Source organism: Candidatus Nitrosomarinus catalina (assembly GCF_002156965.1).
Classification (GTDB): Archaea; Thermoproteota; Nitrososphaeria; order Nitrososphaerales; family Nitrosopumilaceae; genus Nitrosopumilus; species Nitrosopumilus catalinensis.
The window spans coordinates 1-18739 of record NZ_CP021324.1 but is presented as its reverse complement, the minus strand read 5'-3'; the positions used below and the strand labels follow the sequence as shown (position 1 = coordinate 18739).

The following is an 18739-nucleotide window of genomic DNA, read 5'->3' as shown; positions in this document are numbered from 1 at the left end:
ATTATGCTCCTTTTGTGCTATTTCCACTAAAGACTTTTGCTATTCCCTTTCTTGCCTCAATTATTGGTAAGAAGATGATTATTGCAGATGCAATTCCTACCCATACTATTGAGATTCCTACCCATACAGCATAAGAGCCCATTTCAAATACATATCCTGATGCAATTAATGGCAATGGCCATGCGATGATAAGGATTAAAGTCATGATGCCTCCTCCTTTAAGACTAAACTTGAATGCTCTCTTTAATGTCTCTTCATCTTCTGCTGCTGCAGCTTGATCCGCAGCAGAGACTTCTACAAGAGTAATCTTTGTTTTAAGATCATTCCAATCAAATGTTTTACCTGCTGCAAGACTTCCAATTATTGCAATTATACCACCTGATAGGATTGCTGTGATGTTTGCGAATAGCATAGCGTAATTGTTACCTAGACTAGCTAAGTCAATAACACCACCTGATTCGACAAAACCACCTGCACCAGATGCTGTTATTACCCATACAGTTGTTGAACAGAATAATCCAATAACTGCTCCCGCTGTCGCAGCAACTTTGTTAGTTTTGGACCACAGTATCGTCAATGCAATTGGAATTACTGCTGAACCAATCAAGATACCCATTGCTAAATACACGAATCCAAGACTTAGACCCATACTAAGTAGTACTACAGCTAGACCACCCATACCAAGCCCGAACGCAACAATCGTCGCCCTAGATACTTTAACAAGCTGCTTACCTGATGCTTTTGGATTCTTGTAAGTTCTATACAGATCATATGTAACCAGAGAGGATACTGCAATTAATTCCGCAGATCCTGCAGAAGTTACTGCCATGAATAACATTGTTAATACCATAATTGCTCCAATTTCACCCATTAGAGCAGTTGCTGCAGCTGGAACTACTAAGCCCATTTGAGCTTGTTGCATAGTAATATCCACATCAAGCGCTACCGCCGTCAGACCCATCGTTGTTGCAAGTGTAAATGGAATGGCAAACCAACATAGTCCACCAAGTAAGAAACCTTTCACAGTTGATCCTGGTTGAGCTGCAATTGCACGTTGCCAATACGCCTGATCTACAAAGACAGTTCCAAAGTTTCCAACTATGTTAATGATACCAAACATCAAACCACCAGCTGATGCCATTGTCAAGAAAGCACCTGCGGCATTACCCTCAACCGGTCTTATTTCAGCTGCTTGTACTAATTTTTCATACATTCCTTCTATACCACCAGTAATGTCAGTATTGACATAGACAGCTGCAACGAAGGTTAAGATGACTACAAAAATAATGATAGTGTGCATGTAATCTGCAACAAAAGTTGCTTTTAATCCACCAACTAAAGTGTAAATCATAACACCTATTGGAATTAAGAATGCAGCCAATGAAATATCCATGCCGGTTAAACCATTTACAACTGCAGAACCTCCAAGAAGAAGCATTGCAGTTACAATCATGTTTGTCATTAATGCAAAAACTAAGAATATTTTGTGAGAACCATTACCATATCTTGCGCGAATAATTTCTAAGAACGTGTGTGCATTTGGTGCTTTTCGTTTTAGTTCAATAGCTAAAATTCCAAATAATAAAACCTGAATGGATGCACCTGCTGCGTACCAAAATGGACCACTGATACCATATTGATATGCCACAGTTGATGATTGAAGTAATGTTGCAGCCCACGTCCATGCTGAAACAATTGCTGCTGCAGTAAGACCTGTTTTGATTGTTCTTCCTGCTGTGTTAAACATTTCAGATGTTTGACTGACACCTAGGTATTTTTCTTCAATTTTTACCTCTACTGTAATAATTACAGCAAAAACCATTCCTAAACCAACAACAATGGCCCAACCGATCCATTCTGGCAAGGCTTCTCCAACAGCAAAACCTTCAGAGATTGCACCTGCTGCGTATACGGATTGAGGAATACTAGACACAGTAATGACAGCAATCAAAGCTAAGATCGAAAACGCGTAGATGGATCTAGGGATGGACACTAGCGGAAATAGTGGTAATCAACTACTTAAGGAATTATAAATTTCTTTGAATTCAGCAATTAAAATAGAATTTAAATAATTGAAACGCCTTGTCTCGTGAAAAATAATTTTTTGGAAATAATTAGAATTTAAATAATTGAAACGCCTTGTCTCGTGAAAAATAATTTTTTGGAAATAATTAGAATAAATGATACAGTCTACCTAAAGATAATTTTGTTGCAGGATCAGTTGTAGTAATTTTTCCATTCACTTTTACTTCATATGTTTCAGGATTCACATCTATCTCAGGTGTTGCATCATTATACAACATTTCTTTTTTCCCAATACAACGACAATTTTTTACTGCAACCAATTTTTTATCACAATTAATTTTTTCTTGCATACCATTATCTAATGCTAATTTAGATGTAAAAATTACAGATGTTGATTGAACTGCTTTACCAAATGATCCAAACATAGGTCGATATAAAATTGGTTCAGTAGTTGGTATTGATGCATTTGGATCACCCATTAAAGAATAAGCAATGAATCCACCCTTGATAATCATTTTAGGTTTTACACCAAAAAATTGTGGAGACCAAATTACAATATCAGCTAATCTTCCAGACTGCAAACTACCAACATGATCTGAAATTCCATGCGTAATTGCTGGATTAATTGTAATTTTTGCAAGGTAGCGTTTAACTCTAAAATTATCATTTTGAGAATTGTCTTCGGGCAAACTTCCAGTCATTTTTTTCATTTTATCTGCAGTTTGCCAATTTCTTGTAGTTACTTCTCCAACTCTTCCCATTGCCTGACTATCAGAAGACATCATACTGAGAACACCAATATCATGTAGCACATCTTCTGCAGCAATTGTTTCACCTCGTATTCTAGATTCAGCAAAGGAAATATCTTCAGGTACGGATGAATTAAGATGGTGACAAACCATCATCATATCAAGATGTTCTGATAGAGTGTTTACAGTAAATGGTCGTGTTGGATTTGTTGATGATGGTAAAATGTTAGTTTCACTAGCAATTTTTAAAATATCTGGAGCATGTCCTCCTCCCGCACCTTCTGTATGATAAGTATGAATTGTTCTACCTGCGATTGCTGCGATTGTATCATCAACAAATCCACATTCATTTAGTGTATCAGTATGTATAGCAACTTGTGTATCAGTTTTATCAGCAACATTTAGTGCAGAATTTATTGTAGCTGGAGTTGTTCCCCAATCCTCATGTAATTTTAATCCACAAGCTCCGGATTCAATTTGATCAAATAATGCAGATTCAAGTGAATCATTTCCTTTTGCAAGAAAACCAAAATTCATTGGAAAATTATCTACAGATTCTATCATTCTGTGAATATTCCATTTTCCAGGCGTGCATGTTGTGGCATTTGTTCCATCAGCTGGACCTGTTCCACCACCAATCATTGTTGTAGTTCCATTACAAATTGCATGTGTGGCTTGTTGTGGAGAAATAAAATGAATGTGTGAATCAATGGTACCAGGAGTACAAATTGTATTTTCACCAGCAATAATTTCAGTGTTAGATGAAATTATCATATCCACATCATCAGCAATATTTGGATTACCAGCATTTCCAACACCTACAATTCTTCCATCCTTTACACCAATGTCAGCTTTGATAATTCCTAAAACAGGATCTAAAATTATTGCATTAGTAATGACAAGATCAAGTGATTCATCTCTGGATACCCCGCTAGCTTGTCCCATTCCATCTCGAATACTTTTTCCACCACCAAAAACTGATTCATCACCATATTTGATCAAATCCTTTTCAATTTCAATAATTAAATCAGTATCAGCAAGACGAATTCTATCACCAGTTGTAGGACCAAACAGATCAGCATAATTTTTTCTAGAAATATTTAGAGTCATAATTCCATACCTCGAAATCCTTGTTCTTTTGCTTTTGAGAATGCTTCATTTTGTTTTTCAGATAGTGAACCATTTACTAATCCACTAAATCCATAAACAATTTTTTTCCCAGAAAATTCTGTTAATTCAATTTTTTTACTATCTCCAGGCTCAAATCTTATGGAAGTTCCTGCAGGAATATTCAAATGAAATCCATAGGATTTTTTTCTTGAAAATTCTAATGCCTTATTAATTTCAAAAAAATGTGCATGAGATCCAACTTGAATTGGTCTATCACCAGTATTTTTAACATCTAATATTATTACTGATTTTCCTACATTAGCAATAATAGGATCTTCAGATAAAAAAAATTCACCAGGAATCATTTTAATTCTCACCTATAGGATCATGAACAGTTACTAATTTTGTACCATCATCAAAAGTTGCTTCAACTTGTATAGAATGAATTAATTCTGAAACTCCAGGTAATACTTGATCTTTTTTTAGTACTTGTTTTCCCGAACTCATTAATTCAGGAACTGATCTTCCATCTCTAGCACCTTCTAAAATATGATCAGCAAGAATAGCTACAGCTTCTGGGTGATTTAATTTTAAACCTCTTCCTTGTCTTTTACGTGCTAATTCAGCTGCAACAAAAATATTTAATTTTTCAATTTCTCTAGGCGTGAGCATCAATAATTATAGTATTTACTTAATGTATATAATAATTCAAACATAAATTAAAAAACTATAACTTTATCAAGATTAGAAGATAGTCATGATAAATATTAATTCAATTTTAGGAAATATTTTCAAAGAAAATAATTCTGAAAATAATAATTTAGAAAAATTAAAAATTTCAAGAGTGGATTTAGAAAAAAGAATTTTGAGAAAAAAGACAAATTTAGGTACTGATGTTGGAATAAATCTTGATTCAAATACAAAACTCAAACATGGAGATATTATCGGAAATGAGGAGGTAAAAATTATTGTTGAACAAATAACAGAAAAAGTAATTTCAGTAAAATTAAAGCAAAATAATGAGAAAATAGGCATATTATTGGGGCATATTATTGGAAATAGGCACAGACCAATTGCAATAAAGGATAAAATGATATTATTTCCAATTCAAGAAGATTCAGAATTAGAAATATTTCAAAGGCTTTTCAAAGAAATTATTGATTCGATTGAATTAGAAATTCAAGAAGAGATCTTTTTACCACATACTAGTGCTGATGTACATGAACATTGATGAAATTAATGAAGAACTTGCAGTGATGCAGCTTTCAGATTCATTTTTTCCTACAGGACTTTATGCAACATCAAATGGATTAGAATTTCTTTTTTCTAATAATGAAATCAAAGGAATAGACGATATTAAAAATATGATTAAAGTGAATATTGAACAACAAATAGGTCCATCAGATTGTGTTGCACTTTCAAATGCATATACTAATGCTGAAAATAATGATTTCCAAAAAATAATTCAAGTAGATGAAATTGCATTTATAATGAAACCAATTAGAGAAATTAGAAAAGCATCTGTAAATTCAGGAATTCAATTAGTCAAATGTGTTAGTGAATTTGTAAAGGATGATCAAATATTAAATAATTTTCAAAAAGCAATTAAAAATAAAAAAATACATGGAACATTTCCAGTATCATTTGCAATATGTTGTAACGCATTAAAAATTAGAAAAGAAAAAAGCCTTACAATGCTATTATATGGTTTTACTGTTAGCATTATAGGAGCAGCTTTAAGATTGGGATTAATTCAACATTTAGAAGGTCAAAAAATTCTTCACGAAATTAAACCAATAATTATTCAAACATTAAAAAATAATTCTAATAAATCAATTTTTGACATGTGGCAATTTGCTCCACAATTTGATATAATCCAAATGTCACATGAAAAAATGGATTCTAAAATGTTTATTACATAAAAATTAATTTTTGTTTTATGACCCACATACCAAGAATAGGCATAGGAGGACCAGTTGGTTCTGGAAAAAGTATGTTGATTGAACGTCTTGTGCCTATGTTAGCTGAAATTGGTTATAGTATCAGTATAATTTCAAATGATGTAATTTCAAAAGAAGATGCGGATAGAATTAGAAACAATCTATCTACAAAAAGAGGATTATTACCAGAAAATATGGTAATTGGTCTTGCAACAGGAGGATGCCCTCATACTGCAGTTAGAGAAGATCCTTCGATGAATTTAGCAATAATTGAAGAAATGGAAGATAATCATCCTGAATTAGATTTAATTATAATTGAAAGTGGGGGAGACAACATCACAACAACATTTAGTCCAATACTAGCAGATTATTTTATTTACATAATTGATGTTGCAGGAGGCGATAAATATCCAAGGAAAGGCGGATTAGGAATTACTAATTGTGATCTTTTGGTGATTAATAAAATAGATCTTGCAGAGTTGGTTGGCGCAAATTTAGAAATTATGAAAACAGATGCTGAAAAAATTCGAAAAGAAAAACCATTTGAATTTATTAATTGTAAAACAGACCAAGGTATTAAAAAAATTGCAGAACATATTATTCATGATTTACTATTAGATTCTCTACCTAAATCAAATAATTTAAAAAAAGTGTAAAAATTGAGTGACATAAAATTAATTTCAGATGAAACCCCAATTGAAGTAAAAAAATATAATTCAAAAATTGAGCAATTAGAAGTTGGTAAATCAGGTAAAGTTGGAATTTTAGATATTGAATTAAAAGAAAATGAACAGAACAAAACTGTCATTACAAAACAGTTTTCTCAAGTTCCTTTACAAATTCAAAGAGCCGTATATCCTGAAAATTCACTTCCAGGCATGGCATATTTGTATATTATTTCACCATCAGGAGGAATTTTGCAAGGAGATAGATACAAGACAGATATCATATTAAAAAATAATTCAACATGTCACATTACCACTCAAGGAGCAACCAGAATCTATAGTATGAATTCAAATTCTGCATCACAAATGGTGAATATTACATTAGATGAAAATTGCTATTTGGAGTATATTCCGGATCAAATAATTCCATATCAAAATTCTAGATATTATCAAAAAGTTAATTTGAATATTCATGATAATGCAACTCTGATTTATTCAGAAGTTTTAACACCTGGAAGAGTAGCAATGAAAGAAAATTTTGATTATGATATTTGTTATCTACGAACATATTGTAAAAATCAAAATAGTAAATTTCGGTGTTTAGAAAATATGAAAATAGAACCAAAAGAAAACAATATGAAAATTAAAGGAATTTTAGGAAATTATGATATTGTTGGAACAGTGTATATTTTAACAAAAAAAGGAAAGTTAGAAAAACTTGAAAAAATGATTAATGAAAAAATAGAATTTATTACATCAGGAACATCAATTTTACCTAATGAATCTGGAATAATTGTAAAAATTTTGAGCAATAGTACAGAAGAGATTTACGAAAAAATTTATGAAATTGTAAAAATTACTAGAAAAGAAATTCTTGGTGCAGATTTTACTAAAATAAGAAAAAATTAATTATTGATAAAAATCAGGTTCTTGATCCTTTTTCTGTTTTGGAAGATCTTCCATTACAGCTTGCAGAACCTCATTATGATTATACGTCAAATGTCTAAGAAATTTAGCAGATTGATCTATTCTTATTTTTTCATCAGCAAAAATCATTTCAGGACTGCTTAATTCAGTCATCATTTCTTTGCATTCTTTACAAGGTTCAAAATCTAGTAAAAGTTTCATATTTTAACACATTATCCTCAGTATTTAGACTATTTTATGGCTTGAGGTATAGGTGCTTCCTTTTTTTGAGGTCTTATCTTATCAACAGCATCGATCAAATCCTGTTGCGTAATTTTAATTTCCTTGATATTTTGAGATTTACCACCAACATATCTTTTCAATGCAACTAAAGCCGCTCTATTGGTAATTGCAGCTATTTCTGCACCACTAAATCCATTTGTTATTTCTACTAATTTTTTGATATCCACATTATTTTCAAGTGGTTTCTTTTTGGTATGAATTTTAAAAATATGCATTCTTCCTTTAGAATCGGGATTTCCTACTTCAATTATTCTGTCAAACCTTCCAGGTCGTAAAAGTGCTTCATCAACAATATCCAATCGATTTGTTGCTCCAATAATCAACACATTATGTAATTCTTCTAATCCATCTATTTCAGTAAGAATTTGTGAAACGATGTTTTCTGTTACATGTGAATTAGAACTTCCACTACCTCTTCTTGGTACGAGTGCATCAACTTCGTCTAAAAATATTATACATGGTGCTGCCTGTCGTGCTTTTCTAAAAATTTCTCTAACTCCTTTTTCAGACTCACCTACCCACTTTGATAATAATTCAGGTCCTTTGATACTAATGAAATTAGATTCAGTCATTTTTGCAAGTGCTTTTGCAATCAAAGTTTTACCAGTTCCTGGTGGACCATGTAATAAAACGCCTTTTGGAGCTTCTACATCAACATAGTCATATGCTTCTTTATGTTTAACAGGCCATTCAACAGCTTCACGTAATTCATCTTTTAATTCATCAAGACCTCCAACATCATCCCAATTTACATCAGGAATTTGAACCTGAACTTCTCTTAGTGCACTTGGTCTAACTTCTTTTAATGCTTCTCGAAAATCATCGTTACTAATTTCAATTTTTTGAAGAATTTCTGATGAAATTTTCTCTTCTTCAAGATCAATCTCTGGAAGAATTCTACGCAATGATCTCATTGCTGCTTCCTTTGATAAAATTTCTAAATCAGCCCCAACAAATCCATGAGTGGTTTTTGCGATTTGTTTCAGATTGACTTTTTCGTTAATTGGCATTCCACGTGTATGAATTGAAAGAATATCCAGTCTACCATCATCATCAGGAATTCCAATTTCAATTTCTCTATCAAATCTTCCTGGTCGTCTTAATGCTGGATCAATAGAATCAGGTCTGTTAGTAGCTGCTATCACTACAACTCTACCTCTAGATTTCATACCATCCATTAACGTCAATAATTGAGATACTATTCTTTTCTCCAGTTCTCCTGAAACTTCATCTCTTTTTGGAGCAATTGAGTCTATTTCATCAATGAAGATGATACTAGGAGAATTTTCCTCGGCTTGAGTAAAGATTTCTCTAATTTTTTCTTCACTTTCTCCATAATGTTTGCCCATAATTTCAGGTCCACTTAGAGAAATAAAATGAGCATTTGTTTCTCCAGCTACTGCTTTTGCAATCAAAGTTTTACCAGTTCCTGGTGGACCATAAAGTAAAACGCCTTTTGGTGCTTCTACGCCTATTTTATCAAATAATTCAGGATGACGCATTGGTAATTCTACCATTTCACGAATTTTTTGAACTTCATTTTTTAGACCTCCCAATTCATCATATGTGATTCTTGGTACAGAAGAATCAACAGCTTTAGTTAATGAACCAAGTTTGAATGTAGTATTTTCAGTAACAATCACTGGTTTTGATGGTTTTGTGTTTGTTATAACAAATTGAATTTTACTTCCCATTTGTGTATTAAGAGATATTGTATCTCCATTAGAAAATACATGATTAAGATAATTGTATGTCATGTATTCTTGTAATCCATCTGTTGCAATTTTTTCTGTTGGAGATAAGGTAATTTGTTCTGCATTTGCAGCTTCAACAGATTTAATAGATATTTTGTCATCTAATCCTGCACCAATATTTTGTCTAGTAATACCATCAATTTTGATTAAACTTGCACCATATTCTTCTGGTGATGCTGGCCAAAGTTTGACATATGTTTTTTTATTGTAAGTTAATTCCAATATTTGACCAACATTCCAATTTTGTTCTTCAATTATTTTTGGATCAATAATTGCTCGACCTTTACCAACATGTTGTTGTGGAATTTCATTTATTTTTAAAATTATTTTATTCATCATAAAGCCTCAAAAAATAGGAAGGGGGGTTATTCAACCTCCACTTTTTTACCAGTTTGTTTTTCTACAACTAGTTTGAAAACCAATTGCAAGATTCCATTTTTGTAAGTAGCTTTTGCAGAATTTTCATCAACTTTATGTTGAAGTGGAACTTTGCAGTGATATTTTTTATCACCACGTTCTGCAGTTATATTTACAACATTTTTGTCAACTAAAATTTTGACATCAGTTTTTTCAACTCCTGGCATTTCAGCTATGAGTTTTACTACTTTTTCTTTTTCATCTACAATTGTATCAACAATTGCTTCTCTGGCATTAGAAACAGGGAGACGATCTGGTTTTGCGTTTCCAAATTCTTGCACAGAAGGTTTTCCATCTGGACCAATGGTCATTGTATAACCATAAAAAATCGGGCCAGAATTGGAATTACCGTTGAATTCTTCATTCATGCCATTTGCATCAAAAAATGATTCAGACATTTTTTTGAAGATTCTATCAATTTCGGTATCAAAGAAACTTGTCATATTTATCTACACAATGTAATATGTATTACATTATATAAATATATTGAATTAATATCAATATTATTACATAATCCTATTATAACTGACATAATATAATAAATTTTATGAGATCAGTAATGTCTGTTCCAGAAGTTGTTAGAGAAGTCATTACCAGAAATAGATCAATTTATGATTGCATGAAAATGGATTTGATAAATTATACAGCATTGGCAGTTAAGATTCAACCAGAAATAGAAAAAATTTTAGGAAATTCTGTTAATCTGAACACAGTTGTTGTTGCAATCAAAAGATATGCAGATTCATTTGAAACTAAAGAAGAAATGAAAGAAGAATCAGTTTTGAAAAATGCAAGATTAGCTTTAACTGATGGAATTATGGATGTCAGATTTTCTGTAAAGGATTCAAATGAAATGGATCCTATGTCAATTTTAGACAAATTTTCAAAGGTAACAAATGATTACGAATTTTTTAGATTATCTGACTCATTTAGATTCCTTACTGAAGATATGGATGATATTAGAAAAATTTTCAACAGTGTTTCAGAAAGAGAAGATATGTTTAGTACTGGATTAGCAAAAATAAGAATTTCAATTCCAAGTTCCCAGAATCAGTCTGATGTAGTATCTTATGTTGCAGAGGTATTACATGCAAATGGTGTAGAATTAGTTAATGCATTTTTCAGTCAAGACAACATTACAATAATTCTGAATGAAAGAGATTCATCAAGAGCATATGATATTTTACATTCAGATATTATGAGAAAATAACAGACTAGTGCCATTACTTTAATTTCAATTAACACCCTTTAATTATTCAAGATACAAAAGTCAGTAATTGGTAAAAAATAAGAAGAAAATTGTTATTTTAGGAAGTGGATTTGCAGCAGTAGAATGTGCAAAAAAATTAGAAAAAGAATTTGGAAATGATCCTGAAACGGAGTTGGTAATGATAGGAGAAGATAATTTTCTATTATTTACTCCAATGTTACCTCAAGTAGCCTCAGGAATGATTGAGACTAGGCACATAGTTTTCCCAATTCGAACAATATGTAAAAAAACAAAATTCTATGAAGGACGAATAAAGAACATTGATCCGCATGGAAAATTAGTGACATTATGGGGAACTAGGGATAAAAGAAGCATTTCAATCCATTATGATTTTTTAGTAGTTGCACTAGGCAGTGAAACTAATTTTTTTGGCATGGCTGATGTTGAAAAAAATGCATATACAATGAAGACACTCAATGACGCAGTATTATTACGAAATAGAGTTATTGATATGCTTGAACAAGCAGAAAATGAGACTGATCCAATCCTAAGAAAAGGCATGTTAAATTTTGTAGTAGTCGGTGGAGGTTATGCAGGAATTGAAACTGCTGGAGAATTATTGGATTTACTTTTTGATGCAACAAAACATTATCCAACAATCCAAAAAGAGGATGTCAAAGTAATTGTATTAGAAGCAATGGGGGAAATTTTAGGTGGTGCAAATAAAAAATTAGCAAATTTTGCAAGAGAACAATTAACAAAAAGAGGAATGGATATTCAATTAAAAAAAGCAGTAACTAGTTTTGACGGAAATGAAGTAATGATAAAATCGTTGGATGAAACACCAAAAGACTCCATAGATCAATCTGAAGTTAGTTCTATAATTACAAAAACACTAATTTGGACTGCAGGAATTACTTCTGTTAGTACAATTAAAAGATCAATGTTTAAAACAGATAAAGGAAAAATTGTAGTCAATAAATTTTTGGAGCTTAAAGAATTTCCAGGAGTTTTTGCAATTGGGGATTGTGCATTGTTTGTAGACCCAACTACTAACAGACCATTGCCTCCAACTGCACAAATTGCAGAAGCCCAAGCAAAATTAGCTGCTAAAAATTTAATTGCCATAGTTAAAAATTCTGAAAAAGAAAAATTTGTTTATGAATCTAAAGGTCAGTTAGCAATAATTGGTAAAAGAACTGGTATTGCAACGATTCTTGGTATGAATATATCAGGATTTTTAGCATGGCTGATTTGGAGAAATGTGTATTTGTCAAAGGTACCAACATTTGATAAAAAAACACGCGTATTTCTTGATTGGATGATAGATTTGTTTTTTGATAGAGATGTTTCAAGACTGAATTATATCAAACAAGAAACTGAAAAAGAATACAAAGAACTTGATGAAGTAGACGATGTTTGGTAAAAAAAATTAATTTCTTTTCTTAATTCCAAAAATAATAATTGCTGGAATTCCCAGATACATTCCAATATTCAATGTAATCACTGACAATCCTAATCCTAAAACTTCTAACTCAGTTTCAGCATTTTCCATTAGAGATAAAGTAGAAATCATCGGAGTGATTGCAATCTTTACTGCTTCTTTGAAAAGAGGATTTTCTCTTTCATAATCTGCTATAACTGGTGAGAATGAATAGTAGACGTCGTTGAATGCTCCCATGAATTGTTTTCCGGATTCTGTTTGTAGTAATTGATTGTCTCGTAGTTCTCTGAGTTGCTGAACTTGTTGCGACATTTCAGAACCGTATGTTGCTGTTGCAATTAGACAACCTCCACCTTCTTCAGTTTGTTGCCCTATATTTCCTTCAGCAGATTTTGATTCAGAAGATTGTTGAGATATTATTTCAAATGAATTTAATGAATCATTAAATTTTGAAAAATCATTATCAAAATTTTCTACAGTATTACTATATGCAAAAGTATACAATTTTTCATTATTAAGTATCATTGCTTCTATAAATTTAATTTTTAATTCAACATCATTAACTACAAAATTAGCAATAGCTTCAGTTTGATAAACATTAGATTTTATTTTTTCTTGATTTAATATTTCCAATTTATTCAAATATACTGCTTGATCAAGAATTTGATTTTTTTCAAATATTAAATCATCCATAGTTTTTCCAGTTGCTTCTTTAATTGTTAATGAAATGTTAGGGTTAAATCCATCTTTTAATGCCCCAACAGCTACAATATCAGGAGAATCTGGACTAGATTTTGGTGGTTGTTGTAACATCCATCCTACTGGTACTGTGAATTTCACGTCAAGATCCTGGTTTTCAAAGATTGTAAATTCAGGTGTACCAGTAACTGTAGAACCTGTACGAGAAGGTTCTGAAAGATTCATTATATTTGAAATTTCTGAACGTTCGACTAGTGTAGTTTTAATGATTCTAACTTGTTCAGGATTAGTTGGTCTGTCATTGGTTCCAGTTTGAACTGCTGCAATTTTATCAAGAGTTTCAAAACTTGATTCAGTTACAATCCTACCAAAAACAGTATACTGTTCATCAAGAAAATGTGAATCTTTATGAACAATAAAAAATTGAGAGCCTGCACTGTTTGGATCTTGTGCTCTTGCCATTGAAACAATTCCTCTATCATGTTTAATGTTGTTAAATTCTGCGTTAATTCTGTCAGATATACTTCCATTGCCACCCTGTCCCCACGTATTTGGATCACCATTAATTGAATTAGGATCACCACTTTGAATCATAAATCCAGGAATGATTCTATGAAATAATATACCATCATAATATCCAGTTTTTGATAATAAAAGAAAATTTTCTGAGTGATTGGGTGCATCAATATGAAATAATTCAATAATAATTTCTCCTTGAGTTGTTTCTAAAACTACTAGAGGATCTTCATAATGTTGTGCAAATGCATAATTAGTTAAAGTTACAATAAATAAAGAAAAAATTAAAGTTAAAAGAATTTTTTTCAATAGTTGTAAAAAAAATATCTCACTTAAAAGGCAATTGTATTAGTTTTTAACAAAGTCAGACAAATCTTTGATATGCAACCTGATGAAAAGATTCAGGCACACGTAGTTTCAGTGTGGAGAGAATCTAAAAAGTTTTTTTCAGTTGGTGGAAGAGAAGGAATGTTGGTATTAACTGATAAGCACTTATCATTTGTTCACAAAACCGAATCAAAAATGAGTTGGTGGAAAGCAATTACACAAAGACAAGTGATTACTTTTCTCAAATCTAAAAATACAATGATTCGTCATGATGGATATAATGAAGAGGATCTTGTAAGTGATGTTGAAAATAGTAAAAATGTTGAATTAGAATTTAAAGAAATTGATAAGATTGAATTTAAAGAAGAGACATGGGGTAGTGTTTTGTTTTTAGAATATGAAAAAAATGGTAAAAAAGAGAATTTTCAGTATTCTGTAGCCCAAGATTGGGTAAAATATCCCCTAAAAGAGCCAACCAAGTTTCTAAAAGTAGATTGGGAGCCTTTTGTTCAATATGTTAAAGAAAGGCAATAATTTATGAAATAAAGTTGGGTAAAGTTTACGCTGTCGGTGTTGGGCCTGGTTCTCCTAAATATGTGACAGAAATTGTAAAAGAAATCATTCAAAATTGTGATATTTTGATTGGCTACAAATACACCCTAAAGACGATAGAGAATTTCATTGAGGGTAAGGAAATTTATGAAATTACTATGAATGATCAAGAAAAATCTTATCAAAAAATTTTACCTGAACTGGGTGACAGAACGTTAGTAATTCCATTTACAGGAGATGTAAATTTTTCAGAATCAGAAGTAGTTGATAGATTAATTGAAATTTTTGGAGATGTAGATATTATTCCAGGAATTAGTTCTTTTCAAGTGGCTGCATCAAGGGCCAAGGTTCCTTTAGATAAATCCAAAGTAATTACAATGCATGTAACAACTCCTATTGAGGATAAAAAATTGGAATTGCAAAAAGCATTGATAGATGGTTTTAGTGTGGTATTGGTTCCAAGACCGTGGCCAAAACAGCCTGACAAGCATTTTATGCCATCAGAAATAGCAGTCTATCTTCGAGAAAATGGTTTTGATACAACAAAAATGAAAGTTCATGTTTATGAGGCAATTACTACTGAGAATGAAACTAATTTTGAAGGAACTGTCAAGGAATTAGAAGGAAAAGAGTTTTCTGATTTATCAGTAATGGTGTTTAATCAGGCAAGTTTAGATTCTTACATGAATTATAGGTGGCAGTGGGAAAATTAAATATCTAAATTAAAAACCAGGTATTTCAAGACTCTCATTTTCAACTAATTCTATCATGTAAAATTCAATATATCCACCTGCTAAAAGAAGTCCAATTACAATACCAATCTCAATAATTGTGGGTTTGATAAATTGAAATAGACTTGATTTTGTAAAAATTGCTTTAATCAAAATAAAACTCCTGGAAATTCCTAATGAGTATGCAGAAATCTCCATAAGTCCAAATGGAGTTAAAAACAATATTGTTAGTGGTGAAATATTAGCTATTTCAGGCACAGAAGTTGCAATTGCTGCAAATGCGTATCCTGTTGACCATGATGAAAACAATCCCCAAAAAATTCCAAATCCTGGAATAAACATAGGTAGTGCAATGGTTGTATTATGTACAAAAATTCCAAAAGCATCAATATCTAAAACAAGTTTTTCAAATTCCTCCATAAACAAATCTGCTTCTTCTTGACTAACAGTGGACATTGAACCTAGTTGAAAAATTATTGTAAATATTGTTAGGAATATAAAAAATAAAATAATTCTGTTTTTATTCATATAGGTTTGCGTTGATGAACAATATTTGAGGGTTAGTTTGGAGCAGATTTAATTAAACCAAATAGTATTTTTTGATATGAAAAAGGAATTGTCTTTTGTACTTAATTATGCACTAAACAAAGGATTTCAAATTCATCCTGATGCATTTAAAATCTTAGATGATATTACTGATGTTAAAAAATTAGAGAAGATAATTAAAGAAATTGTTAAAGAAAAAACTAGGCAAAAAAAATACCAAATTAACCAAAATGATTTAGAAACCTATCTAGGAATTAAAGATGATCCAAATCTTCAAAGTGATCTTAAGGTTCTATCAGATCCTACAGAAAAAATCACTTCGGGGGAAGGCGTTAAGGGATATAATGCTTTTTTTTCAAGTCGTTTTAACAAACTAAAGCGAATTGTTTCTGATAGGCCTGAATCCAAGAAAATAAAATCAATTGCAGTTGTAAAATCAAAGCTTCAAAAAGAATGGGAGGTTGAAAAGGATGTGTATGTTTGTGGGCTTCTCACCACACGAAATGCCGAAAGAAACATCACAAAATTAGTGTTAGAAGACCCTTCAGGCTCAATTGAGGGTATAATTTTTGATGAGGAATTGCAAAAAACTGCCGGAACTCTGTTAATTGATCAATTTGTAATTGCACGAGTTGCTTCAGCCAAAAACTCTGGATTAATGATTAAAGACTTGATTTTGCCTGATTTGCCTGAACAGAAAATTAACAAATCAGAAAGTGAAGTATATGTTGTATTTTTGTCAGATTTGCATATTGGAAGTAAATACTTCATGGAAGACGAATTAGTTGAATTTGTAAAATGGATATCTAGTCCTGATCCTGTTGCTAGAAAAGTTCGTTTTGTACTCATTGGAGGGGATATGGTTGACGGTGTTGGAATTTATCCAAACCAAAACAAAGAATTGGTTTGTCAAACAATTGAAGAACAATTACAAAAGGCAGAAGATTTGTTAGATAAAATTCCAAAAAATGTGAAAATTGTCGTTATGCCTGGAAACCATGATCCAGGAAGGAGGGCATTACCTCAACCTGCAATACCACAAAAATATAATTCGGGTTTGTGGGAAAGAGAAAATATTGAGATGGTTGGAAATCCAGCCTTAATTTCATTAAACGGGGTAAAAGTATTGATGTTTCATGGTCAAAGTATAGATGATATTGTAAAAACTACTCCTGGTCTAAGTTATGATAGGCCTACAGATGTTATGAAAAATCTTCTTAGAGCTAGACACCTAAGTCCAGTTTATGGTAGTTCAACACCAATAGCACCAGAGGTTGAAGATCTTTTGGTAATTGAAGACGTTCCAGATATTTTTCATGTAGGGCATGTTCATAAAGCTCAATTAGACATGTACAAGGGAATTTTACTAGTTAATTCAGGTTCCTGGCAAAAACAAACGCCTTTCCAAGCAAGTGTTGGAATGGTCCCAAATCCAGGTCTTGCTATTATTGTAAATTTAAAGACTTTCCAAGTGTTTCATGAAAATTATAGTTCAGACTCAAATAATATCTTGCAAAGTTAATTCGTCTTTGAATGATTTTTTTATCATTTCTGAAGAAATTGTTAATTTGTATTTCTTAGTTCTTCCATGAATTCCTTGATGAATTAATCTTCCAGAAATAATTCCAGAAAGTTCAATTTCACTTAGCATTTGTGTAACTCGTCTTTGAGTTAAACCGTCTTTCCCAACTACCTTACAGAGATTTTTGTAAGAAGAATAAATCTCACCAGTAGATGATCCATTAGCCTTCATTATGGCTAAAAGTACCAGTTTTTCATGTAATGGGTATGATTTTAGAGAGGCTTCTTCCTTATTTTCTTCAATTTTTAGAGATGCTTCTCTAACATGCTCAATTGTGACTTTAACAGATTGTTGTCTTTCTGCCAATTCGCCTGCTACTCTAAGTAAATCTATAGCTCTTCTAGCATCTCCATGTTCGCCTCCAGCAAGTGCAGCACAGAGGTTTAATGCAGGGTCTTCTATGGCGTTTTCAATAAAAGATTCGTTGATTCTTTCTTCTAGAATTTTTTTAATTTGTTCGACATTATAATTTGTAAATACAATCTCTTCTTCACCTAGACTGCTAATTACTCTAGGATCAAGTTTTTCCTTGAATGTTAAATCGTTTGAAATTCCTACCATTGTTAGCGAACCAACCTCTAATTGCTCATTTGCTCTGGTTAGTTGATATAAAATATCTTTACCAGTTTTTACTACTAATTGAGCAAGGTAATCTATTTCATCAATTACAAAAACTGCGTTAAGTTTTTCCTCTCTGATTCTATTAAGTAGTCTTTTGAAGACTTCACTAATTGCCAGTCCTGTTGTGGGTAATTCCTTCTCATTAAGCCCCAATTGCCTGCCTAAACTGACTAATAATCCGTATAATGTTGTCTCGTTTTTAGAATTTGAATATACTAATTTGATTGGAAAATTGGATTTTTCTACCCTTTCTTGGATTTTAGATAATACTTTCTTTACAACTAATGTTTTGCCTGTTCCTGGTTTTCCATATACTAGTAAATTTGATGGTCTAGATTGTTTTAGAATTGGTAATAGTGATTGTGTAACTTGTTCTTGTTCTGAATCTCTATGAAGTATGGTATTTGGAATATATGTAAAATGTAAAATCTCACGATTTTTAATAATTGATTTTCCAGATTCTGCTGCATCAAGCATTCTGTCAATTGGGTCAGACATACTCAGACACCTTCATTTCCTAACAACATCATCATACACATATTACAATTATGAGAGTATAGAATACTATAGTAATTCTAGTTTAGTTTATCATTAATTATTTTTAGTTAGTTTTAGATTTTCTAAAAAAATAATTTTAAAAAA

Annotated in this window: 19 protein-coding genes; 9 read left to right on the top strand and 10 right to left on the bottom strand. The window is 31.6% G+C overall.

The genetic code is table 11. The features are described 5' to 3' along the window. Window position 1: 1 nt before the first annotated feature. From NMSP_RS00095 to NMSP_RS00080, 4 genes are all read right to left on the bottom strand, one after another. Window positions 2-1951 (bottom strand): sodium:solute symporter family protein, encoded by a 1950-nt coding sequence (locus tag NMSP_RS00095; protein WP_225971284.1) that lies wholly within the window; start codon window positions 1949-1951, stop codon window positions 2-4. 220 nt (window positions 1952-2171) lie between these two features. Beyond that, a complete protein-coding gene (ureC, locus tag NMSP_RS00090; RefSeq protein WP_086906902.1) occupies window positions 2172-3884 on the bottom strand; it encodes an urease subunit alpha in 1713 nt (570 codons plus the stop codon). Continuing rightward, a complete protein-coding gene (locus NMSP_RS00085; protein ID WP_086906901.1) occupies window positions 3881-4249 on the bottom strand; it encodes an urease subunit beta in 369 nt (122 codons plus the stop codon). Before NMSP_RS00085 ends, ureC begins: the two co-directional genes overlap by 4 nt. Window position 4250: 1 nt before the next feature. Continuing rightward, window positions 4251-4556 carry an urease subunit gamma gene (locus tag NMSP_RS00080; protein WP_225971283.1) on the bottom strand — a complete coding sequence of 102 codons (306 nt, stop codon included), beginning with the start codon at window positions 4554-4556 and terminating at the stop codon, window positions 4251-4253. Between the two features lie 85 nt (window positions 4557-4641). Here NMSP_RS00080 and NMSP_RS00075 point away from each other — a divergent pair, with 85 nt between their 5' ends. Genes NMSP_RS00075 through NMSP_RS00060 form a run of 4 tightly spaced genes read left to right on the top strand, consistent with a single transcriptional unit; the run spans window position 4642 to window position 7398 of the window. Beyond that, window positions 4642-5115 (top strand): urease accessory protein UreE, encoded by a 474-nt coding sequence (locus NMSP_RS00075; protein WP_086906899.1) that lies wholly within the window; start codon window positions 4642-4644, stop codon window positions 5113-5115. Then, window positions 5105-5806, top strand: a complete 702-nt coding sequence (locus NMSP_RS00070) for an urease accessory protein UreF (protein WP_086908290.1) — start codon at window positions 5105-5107, stop codon at window positions 5804-5806. Before NMSP_RS00075 ends, NMSP_RS00070 begins: the two co-directional genes overlap by 11 nt. A gap of 17 nt (window positions 5807-5823) precedes the next feature. Continuing rightward, window positions 5824-6480 (top strand): urease accessory protein UreG, encoded by a 657-nt coding sequence (gene ureG, locus NMSP_RS00065; protein ID WP_086906898.1) that lies wholly within the window; start codon window positions 5824-5826, stop codon window positions 6478-6480. A gap of 3 nt (window positions 6481-6483) precedes the next feature. Next, window positions 6484-7398, top strand: coding sequence for an urease accessory protein UreD (locus NMSP_RS00060; protein ID WP_086906897.1), 915 nt, complete (start codon window positions 6484-6486; stop codon window positions 7396-7398). Here NMSP_RS00060 and NMSP_RS00055 read toward each other — a convergent pair whose 3' ends face one another. Genes NMSP_RS00055 through hsp20 form a run of 3 tightly spaced genes read right to left on the bottom strand, consistent with a single transcriptional unit; the run spans window position 7399 to window position 10312 of the window. Next, the gene (locus tag NMSP_RS00055) at window positions 7399-7617 is read right to left on the bottom strand and encodes a hypothetical protein (RefSeq protein ID WP_086906896.1); all 219 of its coding nucleotides are present in this window, start codon (window positions 7615-7617) and stop codon (window positions 7399-7401) included. It lies immediately after the preceding gene. Window positions 7618-7646: 29 nt separating this feature from the next. Beyond that, window positions 7647-9788 carry a CDC48 family AAA ATPase gene (locus NMSP_RS00050; RefSeq protein ID WP_086906895.1) on the bottom strand — a complete coding sequence of 714 codons (2142 nt, stop codon included), beginning with the start codon at window positions 9786-9788 and terminating at the stop codon, window positions 7647-7649. 29 nt (window positions 9789-9817) lie between these two features. Then, window positions 9818-10312: an archaeal heat shock protein Hsp20 gene (gene hsp20, locus NMSP_RS00045; RefSeq protein ID WP_086906894.1), complete on the bottom strand. Its 495-nt coding sequence runs from the start codon at window positions 10310-10312 to the stop codon at window positions 9818-9820. A 116-nt stretch (window positions 10313-10428) separates the two neighbouring features. Here hsp20 and NMSP_RS00040 point away from each other — a divergent pair, with 116 nt between their 5' ends. Together NMSP_RS00040 and NMSP_RS00035 are read left to right on the top strand one after the other, a co-directional pair. Continuing rightward, window positions 10429-11079 (top strand): ACT domain-containing protein, encoded by a 651-nt coding sequence (locus NMSP_RS00040; RefSeq protein WP_225971282.1) that lies wholly within the window; start codon window positions 10429-10431, stop codon window positions 11077-11079. 67 nt (window positions 11080-11146) lie between these two features. Next, the gene (locus NMSP_RS00035) at window positions 11147-12505 is read left to right on the top strand and encodes an NAD(P)/FAD-dependent oxidoreductase (RefSeq protein WP_086906892.1); all 1359 of its coding nucleotides are present in this window, start codon (window positions 11147-11149) and stop codon (window positions 12503-12505) included. Window positions 12506-12511: 6 nt separating this feature from the next. Here NMSP_RS00035 and NMSP_RS00030 read toward each other — a convergent pair whose 3' ends face one another. Beyond that, window positions 12512-14047 carry a peptidylprolyl isomerase gene (locus NMSP_RS00030; RefSeq protein WP_086906891.1) on the bottom strand — a complete coding sequence of 512 codons (1536 nt, stop codon included), beginning with the start codon at window positions 14045-14047 and terminating at the stop codon, window positions 12512-12514. Between the two features lie 72 nt (window positions 14048-14119). On the opposite strand from NMSP_RS00030, the gene NMSP_RS00025 reads away from it, so the two are divergent. Both NMSP_RS00025 and cbiE read left to right on the top strand, forming a co-directional pair. Next, window positions 14120-14599 carry a hypothetical protein gene (locus NMSP_RS00025; protein WP_086906890.1) on the top strand — a complete coding sequence of 160 codons (480 nt, stop codon included), beginning with the start codon at window positions 14120-14122 and terminating at the stop codon, window positions 14597-14599. 14 nt (window positions 14600-14613) lie between these two features. Beyond that, on the top strand, window positions 14614-15330 hold the full coding sequence (cbiE, locus tag NMSP_RS00020; protein ID WP_086906889.1) for a precorrin-6y C5,15-methyltransferase (decarboxylating) subunit CbiE: 717 nt from the start codon (window positions 14614-14616) through the stop codon (window positions 15328-15330). A 9-nt stretch (window positions 15331-15339) separates the two neighbouring features. Here the strand turns inward: cbiE and NMSP_RS00015 are convergent, their stop codons facing one another. Further along, on the bottom strand, window positions 15340-15804 hold the full coding sequence (locus NMSP_RS00015) for a stage II sporulation protein M (protein WP_086908289.1): 465 nt from the start codon (window positions 15802-15804) through the stop codon (window positions 15340-15342). Window positions 15805-15952: 148 nt separating this feature from the next. Between NMSP_RS00015 and NMSP_RS00010 the strand changes: the two genes are divergently transcribed. After that, complete coding sequence (locus tag NMSP_RS00010) at window positions 15953-17416, top strand: DNA-directed DNA polymerase II small subunit (RefSeq protein ID WP_086906888.1); 1464 nt, start codon at window positions 15953-15955, stop codon at window positions 17414-17416. Here NMSP_RS00010 and NMSP_RS00005 read toward each other — a convergent pair. Next, window positions 17393-18595: a Cdc6/Cdc18 family protein gene (locus NMSP_RS00005; protein ID WP_086906887.1), complete on the bottom strand. Its 1203-nt coding sequence runs from the start codon at window positions 18593-18595 to the stop codon at window positions 17393-17395. The genes NMSP_RS00010 and NMSP_RS00005 overlap by 24 nt on opposite strands. Between the last annotated feature and the right edge of the window lie 144 nt (window positions 18596-18739).